The sequence below is a fragment of the Synechococcus sp. N26 genome, from assembly GCF_900473975.1.
Lineage (GTDB): Bacteria > Cyanobacteriota > Cyanobacteriia > PCC-6307 > Cyanobiaceae > Parasynechococcus.
This window is the reverse complement of sequence record NZ_UCNM01000007.1, coordinates 321,147-340,881: the sequence shown is the minus strand read 5'-3', so window position 1 is coordinate 340,881 and position 19,735 is coordinate 321,147. Positions and strand designations below refer to the sequence as shown.

Here is a 19,735-nt window from a genome sequence, read left to right as displayed (position 1 = left end):
ATCAATATCACACTCAAATCGTAAACATCTGGCGGAAGACTAAAAGAACCAAGGAAACACTTCCGACGCCTAAAACAAACAAGAAAACAAACCAGAGTTTAAAAAGACGACCCTCAGGCTTTTCATAGATCAGACGGGATACCGTCATTGGCCGACTGATTTTATTGAAGGCATCTACAGAGATCATTAATCCATCACGAATCAGTCGATCACGCCAACTTTCTCCATAGCGAGGAAGTCGCTGATAGATAGGCATCTCTCCTTGAGAGCGTCCTGGCAAAATACGATTTACTTGATCGGGGATTCCATCAATTCCAAATCTCTCAAAATACTCAGGAGATTCCAGGATGCCATCAACAAAAGCTGCAAATCCCTGTTCGGCAATAACAATAGACCAAGATTTCACCTCATCTTGTCCATAAACAGGACGACCAAGGACACGGCCTATGACCTGCTCAACTACTCGATCGTTCCCATTGCATTCGACATAGCCCCTATAAAAACGATCGGAGAGTAGTAGTCCTCTTATAAAATCTCTTACGGTGATGGAACCTGACCTGAGCTGTGATTCTAAAAAACGGTCACGATCACAACTCATTGCATGAAAATATATCTGCCGATAACACCTTTCAATTATTTCTGAAGACAAATCAGGCGCTAGATCTAAACAGGGCTGAAGCGAAGCTGATATTGAGTCAACTCGGGAGTTTTGACTTGATGGCTTGAATGGCAAGCGAGCCCTGGCAAAAAGGGAGGCCAATTAATCTGAGGTGATAATTCATTATTAAAGACATCAAAAAATTACTGGTAAAAACAATGAACACCTCTAACGAAGATAATCGAGACATACAGCGATCACAAAAGGCATATTAAAAAAACCATTTGATACCACATTAGGTAATTTTTAAAAGTTCGATTTAGCAACGCTCCTCAATGATGGGATTGATCATCACGGAAAATGAACCATGGCGTTGAGCGAATTCGAAATTGCGATAGGTGGACTTACCTCAATCCCAGTTGTGGGTGGTCTAATCTTTCTAGGATATAAGTCTTTAGGCGAAGGCTCCTTAGATACAAGCAAACTTAAACCCAAAAAAAAGACAACAGTCACAAAAGAAACACCCGCACCTGACCAGAAAGACCCTGAAGCAAAAAGCCAAAAGATAGAGAAAAATATTAATACGACAAGCACTAACAAAGAAAAAGCTTCTGCGGGAGAACAGCCAAAGCCAGTCAAGGAGAAAGCTTCAATATCTAGCAAAAAGCAGCCTGAAGACAAGTCAAAAGCGATGCCACAAAATCAAACAACTAAGCCAGAAAAGTAGGGGAGCTCAACAAAGCCGAACAGGAAAACATGTAGATGATATGTCTGATCAAGCCAAGTCTTCTCTGCATAATATGAGCAGAAATTTAGGCTACCAGAAAAAGCATTAAAATATACGATCAGCGTGCAAAAAGATAAGCATTTAAGCGGAGTTTTGACGACCAAAGGTGATCGACATTAACCCAGCAAAAGGAGCATTGCAGACATGAATTACTATCAAATTATTTCATAAAAAACCGAAGCCAACGAAGATATGATTTTAAACTAATGGACATTCTCAATGTTCTTGTTGGGGTTAGCGCGATCTTCTGGATTGCCGCTGGAATCAAAACACACAGCGATTGGATTCAATCAATCTTTGTCAATGAGAGCAAAAAAATCCGGCAACAAACAGAAATAATTAGTGAGTTTGGATACGGCGCGCTCAACACACGCAACACACTTGAGGTCAAGAGAGGACTGGTCTTTGCCTATTGGGACAAACCCCTTGGAAAACAAAAAAACGAGGGAACTCCTGAACAAATGCAAAGTCCAATCATTTTTCAGCTGGTATCACTAAACCTGATAACCTGCACATCAATTGCATTATTAATAGTTCTAAGCAGAGGTCTTTTATCGATACTAGGTCTGATTTAATCGCACTTAAACATTAACTTATGTCTTAGAACTAGTAATAGTTTTAACGCTCGATGACTACAAGTCAAAGCGAATAATGATGTCTCACTTTTTCTAGGGCATTAGTGCCAGACATTCCACAACATATCTGGCGTGCATTTGGATGAAGCTATTACCTCATCTGTACTGCACTTAGCTCATGGCTAGTGAGACAATTCTTTTGGAAGTTCTATTACAGCACTTCCATCCAATGGAGTGATGACCATTGGGCGCTGTTCAGGGACTGACTCCTCTTCTAAGCGGGGGAGTCAGTTAAGCGTTACTGGCGCCTGAACATCAAAAAGTGATATTTGCCTGTGCGATCTGCTTGTGCGCTGTTCATCATGTAGTCCAATCCAGATCCTGATCCATGATTCCTTTCGTGCTGCCAATCGTTGGCCTAGTACTGGTGTTATGTCACATCATTTACGGGACTAATCCTCAGAGCCAAAGCGAAAGTACGCATTAATAGGCATCTTTGGCAAAATTGATAAGACTCATTTGATAACTGCCTCTACATCATCGGATTAGTAGTCAACCTACAGCAAAGGTCATGATGTTTATGGAAGTTCTGCCGTTAGGGCTTTCCATCCAATGGCCTATCCACAGTCATTGGGGCGCTGGAGAGTAACTGGCTTCTCTTCTTTAGTGGGAAGCCAGTTCAGCGTTGTCTGATTATTGACTCCACCACATCGAAACATAGGCAACGATCATTTGGCTACTGCCATTGCCTCATCACGACGTAACAGCATCCATCCACAACGCCATGCTTGTTGCGGAGCCTCGGAACCTCCATCCAATGGAGTGATGACCATTGGGCGCTGATAACACCACTGACTCCCTCTCTGACGATGTGGGGAGTCAGATCAGCGTTATTTGACTGCTGATGTGATGAGCCTAAAGACACCTAGTCATCCTTCTTTTACAAAGAGTATTTTGTCTACAAAACCCAAGAGATTATGAAGCGTTCGTTGAAGATTATATTCATTTTCTCTCTCTACACACTTATGTGCAGCGGGGTTTTTATTATAGCCATTCGCGAGTCAACAAGACAGCCAATTGGCCTATTAGTTGTAAGCATGGCATTAACTCCAGCCCTTGTTGCTATTTTTGGCGGCTTACCTGTTAATTTTTTAGAGGGGAAATTTAAAGTAAGTCTTGGTAACAGTTCAACCAAGAATGAGGAAGCCAAAACAAGCTGACGAAGCTTCGTAATGGCATATATTGCGCCCTCAGACTTTTATATAATCGCCTCCTGCATAATTAGCCTGGACCAAGACTGAAGTCGCTCATCGGTTTTTTCGGATTCATTATCTTCATCTAATGGGAGACCGCAGAACATGCCGTCAACAACGCTTTTGGAATCATCAAAGATATATTGCTCAACTGATACATGGCCGATCATCCGACCTCCTGCAGATTCGAATGATCTATAGAGCTCTTCCATTGCATCACAAAAATACTTGCTGAAGGCCGCAGAGTCACCTAAACCTACAATCGCAATAGGCTTACCTTTTAGAGACAAATGAGGAATATGATCAATATGCTCGTCCCATTTTGTACCTGATCTCTTGGTTTCAGAACCCGTATTCCACGTTGGAGTACAACAAATGAGTGCCTCAGACTCTTCCAACTCTTTTGTAAAATCTATTCTATCAAGGTCTTTTAATTCCGATCCAGGCAATAGCACTTTCAGCCTTTCAGCGATGTCTTCTGTATGACCAGTTGCAGACGCATAAACAATGGTAAAGCGCATAAAATTAAGGCGTATAATTAATAGTAAATATCAGCTTTATGCCCCTTGTTCTTATTTGACATAACGAAGTCACCCAAAGCACCTATACGACTTATTTATGCTTCTAAGGCGCACAGCCTCCACTAACGATTAGGAAAACTTGCCGGATACTTGGTCAATAGGATCCGAGCCTTCAGCCTGGTTAACTAAATTGATTGTAGCCAAATTATTCGCTGAAAAGTAATATCAAATGATTTTGCTTTGCAAAGAGGAGGCCGCCCCTCCCAGGTGGAAGAGACGGCCTAGCTCGCTCGCTTGTGCATGGTTCAACCCATCACTATTCAAGAGAGAAAGGGTCGAAGCTTCTGGCTAGAGGCGCCCCGGGGCCATTTGCTCTTGAGGATGGGTCGTTTTCTCCTAGGGCACCTCAGGCGGTGCAAGCGGAGCGTCGAATGGCGTGACGTATCTGATGTGTACCTAACCAAACGACAAACCCAGGTGATTCATGAGACTGTTGGAGCAGGGGCCAGAGAGTCAGTCTGCTTCTTGGATCTGCTCGGTTGGACCGTCGTCTCTCATGAACGCCTCCGATCTCGATGACCACAGTTTTGTGCCTTTAGGGCACAAAGTCATCGGCATTAAGGCGCATTGCCCCTTTGATGGCATCTACGCGAATGTTGGGATGGCTTGCCGCAATGGGTTGATGCAAGCTTTGGGCACTGACGAGAGGCACTGGCTCCTGTTTTTCAGGGGAGGAGTCTGTACAGAGTCTTCGCTTGCCACAACATTGGTGTGCCTCATTTAGTTACTGCCACTGCCTCATCTGAACTGCACTGAACCCCCAGCAGGAGCGATGGTATCTCCGGAAGTTCAGTCGCATGGATCTTCCATCCAATGGAGGGGCAATTTCCATTGGACGCTGTGTGTGTCTACGCTTATCCAGTCCGGCGTTGACATAGCAAGTGACGGCCTGGCTCCTCTCCTCAACCAGGGGAGTCAGTTCAGCGTTTTCAGTCGTAAAAACATTTCAGCGAATCATTTGGACGCCGCTTTCGCCCCATTGGAACGGCACAAGATGCCTGCCGAGGCGATAGTTTGACTGGAGCGCAGCACAGCCTCCATCCAATGGAGTGATGACCATTGGGCGCTGGTAACACCACTGAATCTCCTCTTTTTCCTCAGGGGGAGATTCAGATCAGCGTTATCTGACTGGTGGTGAGCAACGTCTCCTAAACCTCAATGGCGTTGTGTCGCAGCATCCGCTGCAGCTCAGTCCATGGTGATCTAGGAATCCGTCTCATTTGGTCGCTGCCATCGCTTCATCTGAAAGAGCGCAGCCCACGACAGAACTGATCGTGTCTTTGGAAGTTCCGTTGCTGGGCACTTCCATCCAATGGTTTCTCCAATGACCATTGGGCGCTGATCAGAAGCTGACTCCTTCATTCGCAACCGGGGGAGTCAGTTCAGCGTTTTGACTTTCTTCTTCGACTCATTTGGCCACTGCCACTGACTCATCTGTATCGGATTGAACCTTGGCAGGGCTGATTCTGTCTAAGGACGTCCACTTGCATGGACATCCATCCAATGGTTTGCACTTAGCCATTGGGCGCTGGAGCGACCTGGCTCCCTCTCTGGCAAGCGGGGAGTCAGTTCAGCGTTTTGACTGGCTTCGAGGACTCATTTGATCGCCGCTGTCGCCTCATCTGAAAGAACGCAGCCCACAACAGGGGCGATGGTGTCTTCGGAAGCTTCAGTCGGATGAGCCTTCCAACCAATGGTTTTTTCGTTTTAACCATTGGGCGCTGTCCAGAAAAGCTGACTTCCTTTCTTGGCGGACGGGGAGTCAGTTCAGCGTTAACTGAAGGGTGACTTGACCTCAGGAAAAACGACTGAGTTGCTGGAAGTAGTCACCGCGATTGTCGTCACGGCAGGGCTGGTTGGCGGAAACCTTCTGCTGTTCTCACCATTGCGGATAGACAACAGGATTAAAGCTCCAGCACCTCCAGCTCAACCTGAGAACGCGGCTGGTCCAGTATTTAGGTGACCAGCTATGGACGTTGACGCGGCTCATTTGATCACTGCCATCTCCTCTTAAGAACAAGCAATAGCCATAGACGGTGCGACTGTGACTTTGGAGGCCCACCTCCATCCAATGGCCCCTGCATGACCATTGGGCGCTGATAACACCACTGACTCCCTCTCTGACGATGCGGGGAGTCAGATCAGCGTTATTTCATAGGCAGCTGCAACTCGTCTAACTGCCAGAAGCAGTAGAAACCTACTTGAAAAGGTGTATGTCAATTGATCATGCAAGTGGCGCATCAACGCCCAAACCAGATCCGGTCTTTCTCCACGTCAAAGCGGGAATGGCGGTGATCATCAAGAACACTGACAAGACCTGGCGCGTGGCTGACGTCATTAACGTTATTGGCAGCGCCAAAAACCCGAAGGTTCCAAAGTTTTTCCAGGTGATATATGTGGATAATCACGTCACCAACTGGGTCAATGCTGACCTCGTGACTCACATCGTTCCAAGGGTCTGAAGTGCCGGCATACCCAGCGTATGAGCAAACTCCTGCACCTCGGAACGTTGACGCGAATCATTTGGACTTCGACATTGCCTCATCTGAAGAGAGACCACTCAACGAAAAAGTGATTATGTCTTCGGAGTCCCCAAGACTTCCATCCAATGGCAAGCCGTGGTCATTGGGCGCTGACAAGAAAGCTGGCTTCTCTTCTGACCGGGAGAAGTCAGTTCAGCGTTATATAACTGGAGGCGGGCAGCACCTCAAGCCCTAAGACCTAAGAATCATTCCATAGCCAGATTTCAGAACTCCGAGCAGCGCAGACACCCAAAGCGGCATGAAATCGTAGTGATAATAATTAGTTATTCTCTATTGTCTTCTAACAACTATCTCTAGATAGTATTTAGAAACTCAGTCGACGTAGTCTACTCAAAGGGTCAATCACCACTAACCAAAGAACCCTTATGTCGTAGATTTATCGATAAAAATCTTCCCTCTTAAGCGGTGTTTTACGCTCGTTATTCTTAACATAGAAGAACATCGCTGCGGCAACGCACAAGAGCGGTAATACAGTAAAAAGGAGAAGGGCAATAGCGGTGTAGTCTTGATGCATAGCAAGAGAAATTTGTTACATATTAATTTCTAAAATAAAGATCCTTATGTCGAACTCTACCCTGCCTTGAACCAAAAGATATTGCACGCTGTCTGCCAATAGACAAATGTATCTTAATCATATGCGAAAAGCCAATCACGTACTTCATAGGGCATCAATAAACTTCCTGAAAATCACCAAAAACAAAAGACGAGGCATGCGCATTAGTAGCTTTGCAAGCGAGAAGGTATATATTTGGCAATATCTAGACTTATAGAGCTAACTTTCCTTGGCTCTAAATCCTTCTCGAAAAGACTCCAAATCCTGCCTTGCTCTCAAATAGACGATGAGACGCTCACAACTTTGAGATTCCATCCAGTTCGCTTCAGACGCAACAACCTTTGCATAAAGTGCGCGCTCGGTTTTGGTTTCAAAGCGCACTACACCTTCTTCTAAGGGTGCATGGACGAAATAATCCCAATTAGGCTCAACCACCTTCAACAAAGCACTAAAAGTAATCTAAATATTGATGAAATCGAGTTCATCCAAAATTAACCAAAGAATGTGAGGCAATTGGTTAACTGGAGTAAAATATGGGCATAAGCAAGAAAGCGCACTGCATCAAGAAATTTCTCTGAATCTTCGACTAAGTCGACCCTAAGACTTCATAAGCGAGAATAATTTGTGCTACATGCCACATCAATTGAAAATATTTATCACACCCAACATGAATACCTTCGGTCAATATTCCTAAGTCGTCCTTGGACGGGATCGACGGGCCAATGCACTCTCCTCTTTCGCTGGGCTAGCGAAAGAGGAGATGGCCCCTTGGCTACTTCGAAAAGTATCTTTTGAATCGATTTACACATACTTGTCTTGATTGGATCTATAAGGAATTACCCGTCCAAGGTCAGTGAAAGCCCCGACTTAGTCGGGGCTTTTGCGTGCTGAGTCATCGATCAAATGAGGAGCTTGTTCAGCATTTGCGCCTGTTGATGCCGTAACCGCGGTGGGAGTTGTATCCGGTGCCGGTCATGTGATCAAGCTGGCGGATGGCACTCACCACGGCGCCAGGGTTCTTCTGCTGCATCGCCTGCCCAGCCGCGGCCATCAGCGTTTGGATTGACCACGACAGCAGCTCCTGCCGGTCGATTCCGCTCTCATCGATGTCGTCCTTGATCTGCGTCCATGCTTTCTTCAGAAGCCTGTAGCCCTGCGCTCTGGAGACCCCCCACGCTTGTCTCGCAAAACTGAGACAAGCGGTATTGGGCTGCCCCGCCAGGATCATTCCCTGGAGCTGGTCGACTCGCTCGGCGGACTCTGCTGAGGTGGCTCTTTCCATGGCCCATCAACCAGTGAAAGCCGCTGGGGAATCCAGCTTTTGAAGGAACTCGACGATAGGGCGGTTTGGGTCACGGTTTGGGCCACAGAAAGTACCAATCAAGAGAAAAGGGGCTCAGCTTTCGCTGAAACCCCTTGCTGTAAATGACGCCCCCTGATGGATTCGAACCATCGACCGACTGCTTAGAAGGCAGTTGCTCTATCCAGCTGAGCTAAGGGAGCAAGCGACCACATCTTGGCAGGCTGCATCGAGGCAGGCTGGATTTGGAAGCCTTGCGCCACCTAAGGTGATGGGCTCTTGATCGGCATCCATGGCCCCGCGTCGTCTCAGCGACAGCGAGAAGCAGGATCTGGTCGGTCGTTACAAGGCCGGCGAGTCAACATCAGCTTTGGCAGAGGCCTTTGGCTGCAGCCCCAACACCGTGAGTCGCACGGTGAAAGCACTGTTGCCTGCTGATGCTTATGCCGCGCTGAAGGCCAGCAGGCAAAAAGGGCTGGCCACTCCTCCCCCGCCAATCGTCACTCAGGCGGAAGAACCAGAGGCTGACTCCCTCAAGGAAGACGACAGCAGCCTGGCTCTTGATGACGCCGATGACTTCGGCGAAGACTCTGAGGAGGAGCTCGCGGAAGACGATGACAACGGCAGCCTTGAAACGTTTACGGAGCTTGTTCCCCTGCTTGGCGTGGGAAATCTCAGTGATCGTCCACTGAATCAAGCCCAACCGTTCAGTGTCGACCTGCTGCCGGACAGCGCCTACATGCTGGTCGACAAGGTGGTCGAGCTGGATGCGCGCCCCCTCAAGGAGTTCCCCGAGTTGGGCCTCCTCGACGATGCCGAGCAGGAACGGCAGGGGTTGTGCCTGTTTGCCAGCCCCCGCGCGGCCAAGCGCCAGTGCGGGCGGAGTCAGCGGGTAATTAAGGTTCCCGATACGGCTGTGTTTCAGCGCACCAGCAGTTACCTGTTGGCCCGGGGCATTACACGACTGGTGTTGGACGGAACCTTGATTGCGCTGGATGCCTGAGCACCGCCGCTGATTGCTCTTAATCGAAGCGATCGCGTTGATCGGGAAGCAAAACGGCCGTTGCGGTTCCGCCGCTGATCACGCCGATCACTATCGCAATCCCCACGAGAAAACCCGTGGGAAGAGGTACTGAGCGCTGCCCCCCGAGTTGGAGCGTGTGGCGATCCTGAAGGTTCTGGGCTCCAAGGCAGAGCAGCAGCAGCAGCAGCAGGCCACCGCCAAAGCTGATCAGCAGAAGACGCAGGCGAATCAACACAGCACAACCGTCGACGGGCTCAGTTTGACGTGCCCTGGTGCAAGAGGGCATACAGGCGTCGTCTGGACAGCCCTGTGGTCTGGGCAAGTTGCCGGGCAGCGTCACTGGCGCTTGCACCCTCGTCCTGCAACACCTGCAGCTGCCTGAGCAGGTCGTCGTCGTCGGGTTCTTCGACGTTCTGCGACGGTGCTCCTCCCAGCACAACCGTGCATTCCCCCTGGGGCGGGTGCTGCTGAAAGTGCAGCAGGGCGCGATCCACCGTCGGCCCCACCTGCTCTTCATGGCGTTTGGTCAGTTCCCGTGCCACCTGCAGAGGACGGTCTCCTCCGCAGTGGTGCTGGAGTTCCTCAAGCAACGTGATCAGGCGGTGCGGCGCTTCGTACAGCACAGTTGTGCGGGGTTCATGGCTGATGGCTTCGAGGCGGGCCCGCCGTTCCTTGCCTTTGGCCGGCAGAAATCCTTCGAAGCAGAAGCGTCCGCTGGGCAGGCCGCTGCTCACCAGAGCAGTGGTGGCGGCGCAGGGACCAGGGATGCAGATCACGGGATGGCCGGCCTGGTGCGCTGCGGCCACCAGCTCTTCACCGGGGTCGCTTATGCCCGGCAGCCCGGCATCACTGATCACCGCCAGGCTTTGACCCTCCGCCAGCAGATCCAGCAGTTGGGGCACGCGGGTGCGGGTGTTGTGCTGATGAAAGGACAGCTTGCGGCCGCCCGCTCCAAGGCTGCTCAGCAGCTGTCCGCTGTGCCGGGTGTCTTCACAGGCGATCACATCCACGCTGCGGAGCAAGTCACGGGCGCGTGGTGACAGGTCCCCCAGATGACCAATGGGCGTTCCCACCAGATAAAGGCTGCCGCCACTTGGTTCATCCCGCTGCATCACAATGGCGAGCGCCTCTGTTGATCATGATGCCCAGCTCCGCCGTCCTCCCCGCTGGCATTGACAAGGAGGCTCTGCTGACGGAATTGCGTCGCCTGAGTTGGGGTGCCGCCGACATCCTGCGGGCCTATGCCCGCGGCGAGCAGCCTCCGCATGGTTTCCCCAAGGCGTTGAGTGTCGATGAGGGCGGAGAGGGCCCTGTGTCTGCGGCTGATCTGGCCGTGAACAAGTGGTTGCTGGATGGACTGTCGGCCGCGTTCCCCCAGGCCGACTGGACGCTGCTCAGCGAGGAGACCGCCAAGGAGCAGCTCACCGAAGGCCAACCGCTGCCGGCGGATTGGTTGTGGATCCTCGATCCCCTGGATGGCACCAAGGATTTCCTACAGGGCACTGGCGAATACGCCGTTCATCTGGCCCTGGTGCGCGACAAGCGGCCGGTGATCGGCGTTGTGCTTCTGCCGGAAGCCGATGAACTTTGGATCGGCATCGTTGGTGAGGGTGCCTGGTGTGAAGACCGTCAGGGTGAGCGGTCGCCTGTTCGCTTCAGCGACAGAACCGAGGTTTCAGATCTGATCCTGGTGGCCAGCCGCAGCCACCGCGACGACCGTTTGGTCAAGCTCATTGATGCCCTCAATCTCGGCGGTTCCAAAGCCGTGGGCAGCGTTGGCTTCAAGGTGGCCACGATCCTGAGAGGCGAAACCGACCTCTACGTTTCCCTCTCCGGCAAGAGCGCTCCCAAGGATTGGGACATGGCTGCTCCGGAGGCGGTGTTGCTGGCGGCCGGTGGTCGTTTCACCCATGCCGATCAGGCCAACCTGACCTACAACACCGGCGATGTGCGACAGGCCGGCTGTCTGATCGCCAGCCATGGAAAAGCCCACGCCGAGCTCGGAGAGCGTGCGACGCGGGCCATGGCCGAGATCGATCCCGGCTTTCAGGTCTGAGACCTGATCAGCTGAGCGGTGCCACCGGGGTGGGTTGAGGCTCCACTTCGGAGGCATCGCCGGCCTGGGGCACGCCCCGCAGGGTGAGGTTGATGCGGCCGCGGTTGTCGATTTCGCGCACCCGCACGGTCACCTCGTCGCCCACCTTCACCACGTCTTCGACCTTCTCGACGCGAGCTTCGGAGAGCTGCGAGATGTGGATCATGCCTTCCTTGCCCGGAAGGATCTCCACAAAGGCGCCGATCGGGATGATCCGGGTGATCGAACCGGAGAACACCTCACCCTCGTTCACCTTGCGGGTCAGGCCTTCGATGATCTTCTGGGCTTCTTCAGCCGCAGCACCATCGTGGGAAGCGATGGTCACGATGCCGCCGTCCTCGATGTCGATCTTGGTGTTGGTGCGCTCGGTGATGCCCTTGATCGTGCGTCCACCGGGGCCAATCACGGTGCCGATCAGCTCTGGATCAATCCGGAAGCTGAGCAGACGTGGGGCATGGGGAGACAGGTTGTCCCGAGGGGTGTCGATCGCCTCGAGCATCTTCTCGAGGATGTGGAGCCGTGCCGGACGTGCCTGGTTGACGGCTTCAGCCACCGTCTTCACCGAGAGGCCGGTGATCTTCATGTCCATCTGCAGGGCGGTGATGCCCTTCTCGCTACCGGCCACCTTGAAGTCCATGTCGCCGAGGAAGTCCTCGATGCCCTGGATGTCGGTGAGGATCCGCACCTCATCGCCCTCTTTGATCAGACCCATGGCCGCGCCACTCACCGGAGCCTTCAGCGGCACGCCGGCGTCCATCAGCGACAGGGTGCTGCCGCAGACGGAACCCATCGAGGTGGAGCCATTGGAGCTGAGCACTTCGCTCACCACGCGCACCACGTAGGGGAAGGTGTCCTTCTCGGGAAGCACCGGAAGAATGGCGCGTTCGGCCAGGGCGCCATGGCCGATCTCACGACGACCGGGGGAGCGCATCGGCCGCGTTTCACCGACGGAGTAGGGCGGGAAGTTGTAGTGGTGCAGGTACAGCTTCTCGGTGTTGGGATGGAGATCGTCCATCTCCTGGGCATCGCTGGGGGTGCCCAGGGTTGCGGTGGAGAGCACCTGGGTGAGTCCGCGTTGGAACAGACCAGAACCATGCACCCGGCGCGGCAGGACGCCGGCCATGGCGCTGATTTGGCGAACCTCGTCGAGGCCGCGTCCATCCACACGCTTGCCGTCTTTGAGAATCTGCTGGCGCATCAACTTCTTGGTCAGCGCCTTGAAGCTGTTGCCGAGCAGTTTCGGGCTGCTGGCCAGGGCTTGGCGAACGGCGTGGTCGTCCTTGAGACCTGCGATGGTCTCGGACACCTCGCCCTTCACGGTTTCCAGGGCTGTGTCCCGCTCGTCCTTGCTCTGATCAAATTTGCTAAGGACAGCGCTGATCGCCTTGGTGCACTGCTTCTCGAGATAGGCAGGAACGGTGCTGTCTTCCTCCGGCTTCTCCGGCTTCACCTGGGTGATGCCCAGATCCTTCAGCAGCTGTTCCTGTGCCTTGATCAGTTCGCAGATCGCTTCGTAGCCGAAATCAATCGCCTCGATCACGTCTTGCTCGGGCAGTTGGTTGGCGCCGGCCTCAACCATCACCACGCCTTCAGGGGTGCCGGCGACTACCAGGTCCAGATCACCCCGTTCGATCTCCCGATAACTCGGGTTGAGCACGAAGTCATCCCCGAGCAGTCCCACCCGCACGGCGGCCATCGGGCCGTTGAAGGGGATGCCCGCCAGCAGCGTGGCAATCGATGCACCCGTCACCGCAAGAACATCGGCGGGGACCCGCTCATCAAGGGACAGGCAGGTGGCCACCACCTGCAGGTCGTCGCGCAGCCAGCTGGGGAACAGTGGCCGCATTGGGCGGTCAATCAGTCGGGCCGTGAGCGTGGCCCGTTCGGGGGGGCGGCTCTCACGACGCATGTAGCTGCCGGGAATGCGGCCAGCTGCATAAAGCCGCTCCTCGTAATCGCAGATCAGCGGCAGGAAATCAATGCCTTCTCGTCCGCCTGAACGGGTTGCGGTCACAAGCACGGCGGTGTCGCCACACTCCACCAAGACGGATCCTCCCGCCTGAGGGGCGAAGCGCCCGGTGGTCAGTCGAATCTCGCGTCCGTCAAAGGAGATCGACTGGGTTTGTCCTTGCACGACGTCTTATGTCCTTTTGTCAATCCCAAGTCTGACATTTCATGGCTGCTCTTCACAAGAAAGGGGAGGCCAAGCCTCCCCCTCACGACGCCATGGCGACAAGCTGATCACCAGCTGGACTTGACCACGCCGGGGAGTTCACCTTTGTGGGCGCGCTCACGCAGCTGGTTACGGCAGAGACCGAAATCGCGATAGACGCCGCGGGGCTTACCGGTGGCCCAGCAGCGGTTGCGCACACGGATGCGTGCGCTGTTGCGGGGCAGAGCCTGAATCTTGCGGTGGATCTCCAGGCGATCCATCGGATCTTCGGCTGCGTTGAAGGCTGCCATCAGTGCTGCGCGCTTGGCCGCATAGCGCTCAACTGTTTTCTTGCGCTTCACATCGCGAGCGATCATCGACTTCTTGGCCATGCAGCTGAGGGCAGCGAGTGAACGAATCGTCAACGATACATGGGCGCCATCACCCTCCTAGCGACCCATCAATTGTTGGACCACCGGCAGTTGGCTGGTGTCACGCACGATCAGCACAAGCGTGAGCCCCACCAACAGAAGAAAACCGGATTGCACGAAGGCCATTTGGATCCGTTCGGACACCGGACGCCCCCGAACGGATTGAATCGCCAGCATCATCATCTGCCAGCCATCGAGCAGCGGCAGCGGCAGTGAATTGAGCACCGCCAGATTGATGGAGATCAGAGCTGAGAAGAGCACCAACCCGGATCCCCCCTGCTGGCTGAGCTGAGCCCCCATCTCAACGATCTTGACGGGGCCACTCACCTGCCCCGCCGTGGCGCGGAAGTTGGTCAGGAGGCCGGCGTAGCCACGCACGGTTTGCTGCAGCATTTGGCTGAATTGCGAGCCGGTGGTGAGCACCAGTTCACCGGGATTGCGCACGGGGCGCATCTCCCCACTGATGTTGGCCTGCAGCTGGGCGCCGATTTTTCCTGTGCCCTGTTGATCGTCAGGGATGAGTTCAAGGGTGGACGTCTCGTCTCCTCGCTTTCGCTCCACACGGATGGCTCGCTCGGGTGCTGCTTTCACATCCCGAACCATCGCTTCAACGCCCCGTTGTCCTGCAGCAAGGGGTTGGGCATTCAGGCTGAGGATCTGGTCACCGGCACGAAGCCCGGAGCGGGCGGCAGCGCCACCCGGTTGCACCTGCACCACCAGAACCCCTGGATCCGGCGCGGCGGGAACGCCGACAAACGCTGCCTGAGCGAACAGAACAACCAGTGCCAAGGCCAGGTTGGCCAACACCCCTGCAGCCACCACCAGGGCTTGCTGGGGGATGGGCCGGTTGCGCAGAAGATCTGGATCATCAGCCGGGATCGTGCTCTCCTCATCGTCGTCAGGGAAGGCGACGAAACCACCCAGGGGCAGCAGCCGCAGGGCGTAGGTCACCCCACGCCGTTGCCGCTTGATCAGGGCCGGGCCAAAGCCAATGGAAAAACCGCTGACGCGGATGCCCTGGAGCGTGGCAGCGAGGAAATGGCCTGCCTCATGCACCACGATCAGCAGGGCGAGCACCAGAAGGGCGGCCAACACGTTCATATATCCGTCAGGAGTCCAGTCGGATCATTCTGGCTGGAGTCGCTCGCGGCCGACGTAGGGCACCAGCGCTTTGGGCAGCAGGACGCTGCCGTCGGGCTGTTGGCCGTTCTCCAACAGGGCCGCCATGGTTCTGCCGACGGCCAGGCCACTGCCATTCAGGGTGTGAACCAACTTTGTGGCCTTGCCTTCCTTGGTGCGGATGGAGGACCGTCGCGCCTGGAAATCGCCACAGACGCTGCAACTGGAGATTTCCCGGTAAGCCCCCGCCCCCGGCAGCCACACCTCGAGGTCGTAGGTCCGGCGGGCGGAAAAGCCGAGGTCGGCGGTGCAGAGGTCCAAGACCCGATAGGGCAGCTCCAGCGCCTGAAGCACGGCCTCTGCATCGGCCGTGATCTGTTGGTGCGCCTCTTCGGAGTGATCGGGGTGCACAAACCAGTACAGCTCCACCTTGTTGAATTGGTGCAGGCGGATCAGGCCACGGGTGTCGCGGCCGTAGCTGCCGGCCTCACGGCGGAAGCAGGGGCTGTAGGCGGCGTATCGAAGGGGCAGTTGATCAGCCGGGATGATTTCGTCCCGGTGTAGGGAGGTCACGGGCACCTCAGCGGTCGGTGTCAGCCAGAGGTCGTCCTCCGCGCAACGGAAGCTTTCCTCGGCGAACTTGGGCAGTTGTCCTGATCCGGTGAGGCTGGCGCTGTTCACCAGCACAGGGGGCAGCACCTCGCGGTAGCCCTTGCTCGTGTGGAGGTCGAGCATGAAATTGATCAGGCCACGCTCCAGCCGTGCCCCCTGGCCCATCAGCGTGACAAAACGGCTCTGCGCGATGCGGACGGAGCGCTCGGTGTCGAACAGCTGTAACCGCTCAGCGATCTGCCAGTGCTCGTCGAGGCTGTCATCAACCCGAGGGGTTCCCCAGCGGCGCACTTCAACGTTGTCGTCTTCACTGCGCCCATCAGGGCAGGCCTCTGAGGGGAGGTTGGGGAACCCCAGCAGCTGCTGCTTGAGCGCACTGGAGAGCTGCTTTTCCTCCTCCTCCAGCACGGCCACCTTCTGCTTGATGGCATTGCCCTGTTGGCGGAGTTCGGCGACCTCGTCGCCTTTGGGATCAGCGCCCGACTTGATGCGTTGGCCGACTTCCTTGCCGATCCGGTTTCCTTCCGCCTGCAGGTTGCTGCGTTGTTGCTCCAGATCGCGCTGCTGCTGGGCAATCAACTGCAGGTTGGTGAGATCAACAGCCTTACCTCGACGGCCCAGTTGCTGGGCGATCGTTTCGGGGTTGTCACGCACAAGGCGCTGATCGAGCACGGTTTCAGGGGCGTCAGCGCCGGCAGCCTATGGCAGTCCGTTTCAGAGCACCTGGCCGACCATCACCGCCGCGATGCCCGAGAACAGGGTGATGCCAAGGGCGGTGAGGGGGCTTTGCCCCTGGGCGACGGCCATGGTCGTGATCACACCGGCACCAAGGCAGGCCACGCAGAGCTGAGTGGCGATGTCGTTGCGGCTCTCCACGTTGGTCCTGCTGTTGTTGGGACCGTAGGGAGCGCGCCGGCCAGCGCCTTACTCAAGGCGGGTGTTCGTTACGCCGCGTCAGGCTTCGTTACCTGCAGCAACAGAGGCGGGGCGGGCACGGCCGCCGTCAGCCCACTGTTTCAGCCGCTCGAGTTGTTCGCTGGCGGTGCGGGAGAGGGGGATGAGCTGGGAGGCCGCTCCAATCAGATCAGGCTCCGTCAACTCACGGTTGTCGGCAAAGGCCAGGTGCATCGCTTCGATCACGGTCTGCTCCAGCTCGGCACCTGAGAAGCCCTCACTGCGGCTTACCACCGTCTCCAGGGGAAGCTTCAGCCCCGGTCGTCTCCGTTCGAGATGCAGCTCAAGAATGCTGCGGCGCTCAGTGCTGCTGGGCAGATCGAGCATGAAGATCTCGTCGAAACGTCCCTTGCGCAGCAGCTCCGGTGGCAGCTTCTCAACGCTGTTGGCGGTGGCCACCACGAACACCGGTGACTGTTTCTCCGCCATCCAGGTGAGCACGTTGGCCAGAACCCGCTGGGTTGTGCCGCCGTCACTGCGGCCATCCCCGCCGAAGCCCTTGTCGATCTCATCGATCCAGAGCACGCAGGGTGCCATGGCTTCAGCCCGTTGGATCATCTCGCGGGTGCGTGCCTCGCTGGCCCCCACCAGACCCGCGAACAGCCGCCCCACATCCAGTCGCAACAGGGGCATCGACCAACTGCAGGCAATGGCCTTGGCCGTGAGTGATTTGCCGGTGCCTTGAGGACCCACGAGCAGGACGCCACGGGGCAGAGGCAGTCCGAAACGCCGTGCATCTTCCGAGAAGGCCCGGTGCCGTTGGTTCAGCCAGGTCTTGAGACCATCGAGGCCTCCGATGGCTTCGGTGCCCGCATCGCTGCGACAGAACTCCAGCACCTCACTGCGGGCAATCGTCTGGCGTTTTTCGTCCAGAACGTCCTGCAGATCCTCAGATCCCAACTGGCCGCGGCGGGCCAGGGCCCGGGCGGCCACCTGGCGAACACGCATCTCGCTGAGCCCGCTGCAGGCCTGAGCCAATTCATCCAGGACAGGAGCTGGCAGTGGGCTGCCGCTGCTGGTGCCGATGCTGCTGATCAGTCGACGCAGGTCGTCGCTGTCGGGAAGGGGGAGATCGAGAAGCGTGAGGCTTTCTTCCAGATCGCCGGGGGGTGTCCATTGCCCGCAGCACAACACCAGGGTGTGCGGGGTGCTGCGCAGGGATGCTTCGAGATTGCGCAGCATCCGGGCAACGCCAGGGTCATCGCAGAAACGATGAAAATCCTTGGCGAGCAGAAGGGTTGGGCTGCCCGCATCCCGTTGCTGAAGCCACTGCAGCATGGCCATCGGTTGACGGCTCCCCTGGCCATCGGCATTCACCGGCCCGCTGATGCCATCGATGAAATTCCAGCAGACCAGCTGGCGTGCAAGCCGCTGAGCAGCCTCTCCCAGCAGGCTCTCCACCCGGGCTTCCTCATTGCTCCGCACCCAGATCAGGGGTGTGCGCGCCCGCACCAGAAGGTCGATCTGATGTCCCCAGGTGGCACTGCTCATGGCTGATCGATCTGCTGCTGAAGCTGCTGCAGGGCCTGCCAGCGGGGATCCACAGCCTTTGTCTTGGTGTCTGGGATCACGGGCTGCTGCTGGAGGCCGGGTGGGCCTGGGCAGTGGTCACCGCAGTGGTTGACGACCGGCAACAGCAGGTTGAGTTGTTCGAAGGCCCATTGCTGGGGGTCAAATTGACCGCGTGGATCGAGAACATCCACCAGCCCTTCCATCTCGGCCACCTCTCCGGAAAGCTCCAGCTCGTCGGCCGTCGGTTGCTCGTCTCCCAGCCAGATCAGCTCGGAAGGCGTGCAGCTGAGCTTCTGATTGAACTGATTCAGGCAGCGATCGCAGCAGAGCGTGACGATCGTGTTGAGTCTCCCCTCAACCGCCAAGACGTTGCCGCGGTGCTCTGCGGAAACATGGCCTCGCACTGGCGTGAGTGAGGGGAGCTCATCGAGCTCACCCTCAACCTCCCAGACTTTCGCGGTGCCGAGGGCCCGGAGCTCCTGGAGGGGAACAGGCTCCAGTGCCTCGATCACTTGCCCTTCGGTTCAAAGGGCAGGCGTGAGCCGCCTGAGGTGGCAGAGACCGTCACTGTTTTCTGGGCCATTTGCTGATCCAGAATTTTCTGCAGGTTGTCGGGCAGTGCCTCTTTGGTGAGGATGAAGGTCTGCAGGCCTTGGAAGATGTTGGCGATCAGCATGTAGAGCAGAACGCCGGCGGGGAGTGGGAAGAACAGGAACATCCCCGTGATCATCACCGGAGTGATTTTGTTGGCCGTGGCCTGCTGAGGGTTGGCAGGCATGCCCATGCCCGACAGCAGTTGGGAGATGAACAGGGTGATGCCGAAGCCGGCAACGAGAATGGCGATGTCCCAGTTGATGGCACCGTCGGCATAAAAGCCGACCTGGCCCAGGGCTTTGATGAACAGGAAGCCGCTACGGGCTGCCAGGCCCGGAATCTTCGCTTCAACGGTGGCGTCACCGGAGGCGAGTGCCGTGATCGTGCCGTCCTCGCTGACGCTGACGATGTCATCACCTTTGGTCACTGCCCATGTGGGGGAGAAGCGTCCAGGGTTCTCAACATCCGTGAGCACGTCGCTGAAGGCGCGACCGTCCTTCGTATGAAGGTTTACGGTGGCGCTGTCGCCAACGCCGATCTTGGTGCCCCGCGGCAGGCTGGCGATCACCGGCACGTGGTCGGTTTCACCGATGAAGATGGAATGGCTGGCGCTGTTGAAGGGTTTGGGTTCAACGGCAGCGATCTGGTCGGCCGGCAACACCTTCATGTTCAAGGTGTAAGGGACATCAGCGAACGGTGACCCCCGCAGGGTTGCAAACAGTGCAAACAGGATCGGCATCTGCACCAGCAGCGGCAGGCATCCCGCCAGGGGGCTGCCGAATTCCTTCATCACATTGCCCAGCTCCTCCTGCTGTTTCTGAGGATTGTTGGCATACCGGCTTTTGATCTCAGCCTGACGTTTCTGAATCACCGGTTGGGCGATGCGCATGCGCCGAGCGCTGCGAATAGATCCTGCGCTCAGGGGGTAGAGCGCGATCCGGATCACGAGGGTGAGGGCGACGATGGCCAGGCCATAGCTCGGAACCAACCCGTAGAAGAAGTCCAGGATTGGAATCAGCAGGTTGTCGGAGATGTATCCGATCACTTTGAAG

General features: G+C 55.8%; 20 protein-coding genes and 1 tRNA gene. 6 read left to right on the top strand and 15 right to left on the bottom strand.

All coding sequences use genetic code 11. The annotated features are described in order from the left end of the window. Window positions 1-13: 13 nt before the first annotated feature. Window positions 14-760 carry a phycobilisome rod-core linker polypeptide gene (locus tag DXY33_RS06510; RefSeq protein WP_115132206.1) on the bottom strand — a complete coding sequence of 249 codons (747 nt, stop codon included), beginning with the start codon at window positions 758-760 and terminating at the stop codon, window positions 14-16. Window positions 761-971: 211 nt separating this feature from the next. Here DXY33_RS06510 and DXY33_RS12000 point away from each other — a divergent pair, with 211 nt between their 5' ends. From DXY33_RS12000 to DXY33_RS11995, 3 genes are all read left to right on the top strand, one after another. Then, window positions 972-1,325 carry a hypothetical protein gene (locus DXY33_RS12000; protein ID WP_136975432.1) on the top strand — a complete coding sequence of 118 codons (354 nt, stop codon included), beginning with the start codon at window positions 972-974 and terminating at the stop codon, window positions 1,323-1,325. A 266-nt stretch (window positions 1,326-1,591) separates the two neighbouring features. Beyond that, window positions 1,592-1,960: a hypothetical protein gene (locus DXY33_RS06505; RefSeq protein ID WP_115132205.1), complete on the top strand. Its 369-nt coding sequence runs from the start codon at window positions 1,592-1,594 to the stop codon at window positions 1,958-1,960. A gap of 1,025 nt (window positions 1,961-2,985) precedes the next feature. Then, window positions 2,986-3,180, top strand: coding sequence for a hypothetical protein (locus DXY33_RS11995; RefSeq protein ID WP_170950968.1), 195 nt, complete (start codon window positions 2,986-2,988; stop codon window positions 3,178-3,180). A gap of 38 nt (window positions 3,181-3,218) precedes the next feature. Here the strand turns inward: DXY33_RS11995 and fldA are convergent, their stop codons facing one another. After that, the gene (gene fldA, locus DXY33_RS06500; RefSeq protein ID WP_115132204.1) at window positions 3,219-3,734 is read right to left on the bottom strand and encodes a flavodoxin FldA; all 516 of its coding nucleotides are present in this window, start codon (window positions 3,732-3,734) and stop codon (window positions 3,219-3,221) included. 2,273 nt (window positions 3,735-6,007) lie between these two features. Here fldA and DXY33_RS06490 point away from each other — a divergent pair. Then, window positions 6,008-6,256, top strand: coding sequence for a DUF3104 domain-containing protein (locus tag DXY33_RS06490; protein WP_115009818.1), 249 nt, complete (start codon window positions 6,008-6,010; stop codon window positions 6,254-6,256). Between the two features lie 853 nt (window positions 6,257-7,109). On the opposite strand, the gene DXY33_RS12285 is transcribed toward DXY33_RS06490, so the two are convergent. The 3 genes from DXY33_RS12285 to DXY33_RS06480 form a co-directional block, all read right to left on the bottom strand. After that, entirely contained in the window at window positions 7,110-7,331 is a 222-nt protein-coding gene (locus tag DXY33_RS12285; protein ID WP_170950967.1) for a hypothetical protein, read from the bottom strand. A gap of 475 nt (window positions 7,332-7,806) precedes the next feature. Beyond that, window positions 7,807-8,172, bottom strand: coding sequence for a hypothetical protein (locus DXY33_RS06485; protein WP_115132202.1), 366 nt, complete (start codon window positions 8,170-8,172; stop codon window positions 7,807-7,809). Between the two features lie 147 nt (window positions 8,173-8,319). After that, window positions 8,320-8,393: transfer RNA gene (locus DXY33_RS06480), tRNA-Arg, on the bottom strand. Window positions 8,394-8,482: 89 nt separating this feature from the next. Between DXY33_RS06480 and DXY33_RS06475 the strand changes: the two genes are divergently transcribed. Beyond that, window positions 8,483-9,193, top strand: a complete 711-nt coding sequence (locus DXY33_RS06475; RefSeq protein ID WP_115132201.1) for a helix-turn-helix domain-containing protein — start codon at window positions 8,483-8,485, stop codon at window positions 9,191-9,193. Between the two features lie 19 nt (window positions 9,194-9,212). On the opposite strand, the gene DXY33_RS06470 is transcribed toward DXY33_RS06475, so the two are convergent. After that, the gene (locus tag DXY33_RS06470; protein WP_115132200.1) at window positions 9,213-9,449 is read right to left on the bottom strand and encodes a hypothetical protein; all 237 of its coding nucleotides are present in this window, start codon (window positions 9,447-9,449) and stop codon (window positions 9,213-9,215) included. 19 nt (window positions 9,450-9,468) lie between these two features. Beyond that, the gene (gene rsmI, locus DXY33_RS06465) at window positions 9,469-10,326 is read right to left on the bottom strand and encodes a 16S rRNA (cytidine(1402)-2'-O)-methyltransferase (RefSeq protein WP_115132199.1); all 858 of its coding nucleotides are present in this window, start codon (window positions 10,324-10,326) and stop codon (window positions 9,469-9,471) included. Between the two features lie 26 nt (window positions 10,327-10,352). Between rsmI and DXY33_RS06460 the strand changes: the two genes are divergently transcribed. Continuing rightward, complete coding sequence (locus DXY33_RS06460; protein WP_115132270.1) at window positions 10,353-11,270, top strand: 3'(2'),5'-bisphosphate nucleotidase CysQ; 918 nt, start codon at window positions 10,353-10,355, stop codon at window positions 11,268-11,270. A 7-nt stretch (window positions 11,271-11,277) separates the two neighbouring features. On the opposite strand, the gene DXY33_RS06455 is transcribed toward DXY33_RS06460, so the two are convergent. From DXY33_RS06455 to yidC, 8 genes are all read right to left on the bottom strand, one after another. Then, window positions 11,278-13,443: a polyribonucleotide nucleotidyltransferase gene (locus tag DXY33_RS06455; RefSeq protein ID WP_115132198.1), complete on the bottom strand. Its 2,166-nt coding sequence runs from the start codon at window positions 13,441-13,443 to the stop codon at window positions 11,278-11,280. A 107-nt stretch (window positions 13,444-13,550) separates the two neighbouring features. Next, entirely contained in the window at window positions 13,551-13,853 is a 303-nt protein-coding gene (gene rpsN / locus DXY33_RS06450) for a 30S ribosomal protein S14 (RefSeq protein ID WP_011363576.1), read from the bottom strand. 57 nt (window positions 13,854-13,910) lie between these two features. After that, on the bottom strand, window positions 13,911-14,993 hold the full coding sequence (gene rseP / locus DXY33_RS06445; RefSeq protein ID WP_115132197.1) for an RIP metalloprotease RseP: 1,083 nt from the start codon (window positions 14,991-14,993) through the stop codon (window positions 13,911-13,913). 24 nt (window positions 14,994-15,017) lie between these two features. Continuing rightward, entirely contained in the window at window positions 15,018-16,295 is a 1,278-nt protein-coding gene (gene serS, locus DXY33_RS06440) for a serine--tRNA ligase (RefSeq protein WP_115132196.1), read from the bottom strand. Window positions 16,296-16,337: 42 nt separating this feature from the next. Next, entirely contained in the window at window positions 16,338-16,499 is a 162-nt protein-coding gene (locus tag DXY33_RS12280) for a hypothetical protein (RefSeq protein WP_006852120.1), read from the bottom strand. Between the two features lie 78 nt (window positions 16,500-16,577). Continuing rightward, window positions 16,578-18,068, bottom strand: coding sequence for an AAA family ATPase (locus tag DXY33_RS06435; RefSeq protein WP_115132195.1), 1,491 nt, complete (start codon window positions 18,066-18,068; stop codon window positions 16,578-16,580). Further along, window positions 18,065-18,601 carry a DUF177 domain-containing protein gene (locus tag DXY33_RS06430; protein ID WP_115010347.1) on the bottom strand — a complete coding sequence of 179 codons (537 nt, stop codon included), beginning with the start codon at window positions 18,599-18,601 and terminating at the stop codon, window positions 18,065-18,067. Before DXY33_RS06430 ends, DXY33_RS06435 begins: the two co-directional genes overlap by 4 nt. Continuing rightward, window positions 18,598-19,728, bottom strand: coding sequence for a membrane protein insertase YidC (yidC, locus tag DXY33_RS06425; RefSeq protein WP_114988224.1), 1,131 nt, complete (start codon window positions 19,726-19,728; stop codon window positions 18,598-18,600). The genes DXY33_RS06430 and yidC overlap by 4 nt, the downstream gene beginning before the upstream one ends. Between the last annotated feature and the right edge of the window lie 7 nt (window positions 19,729-19,735).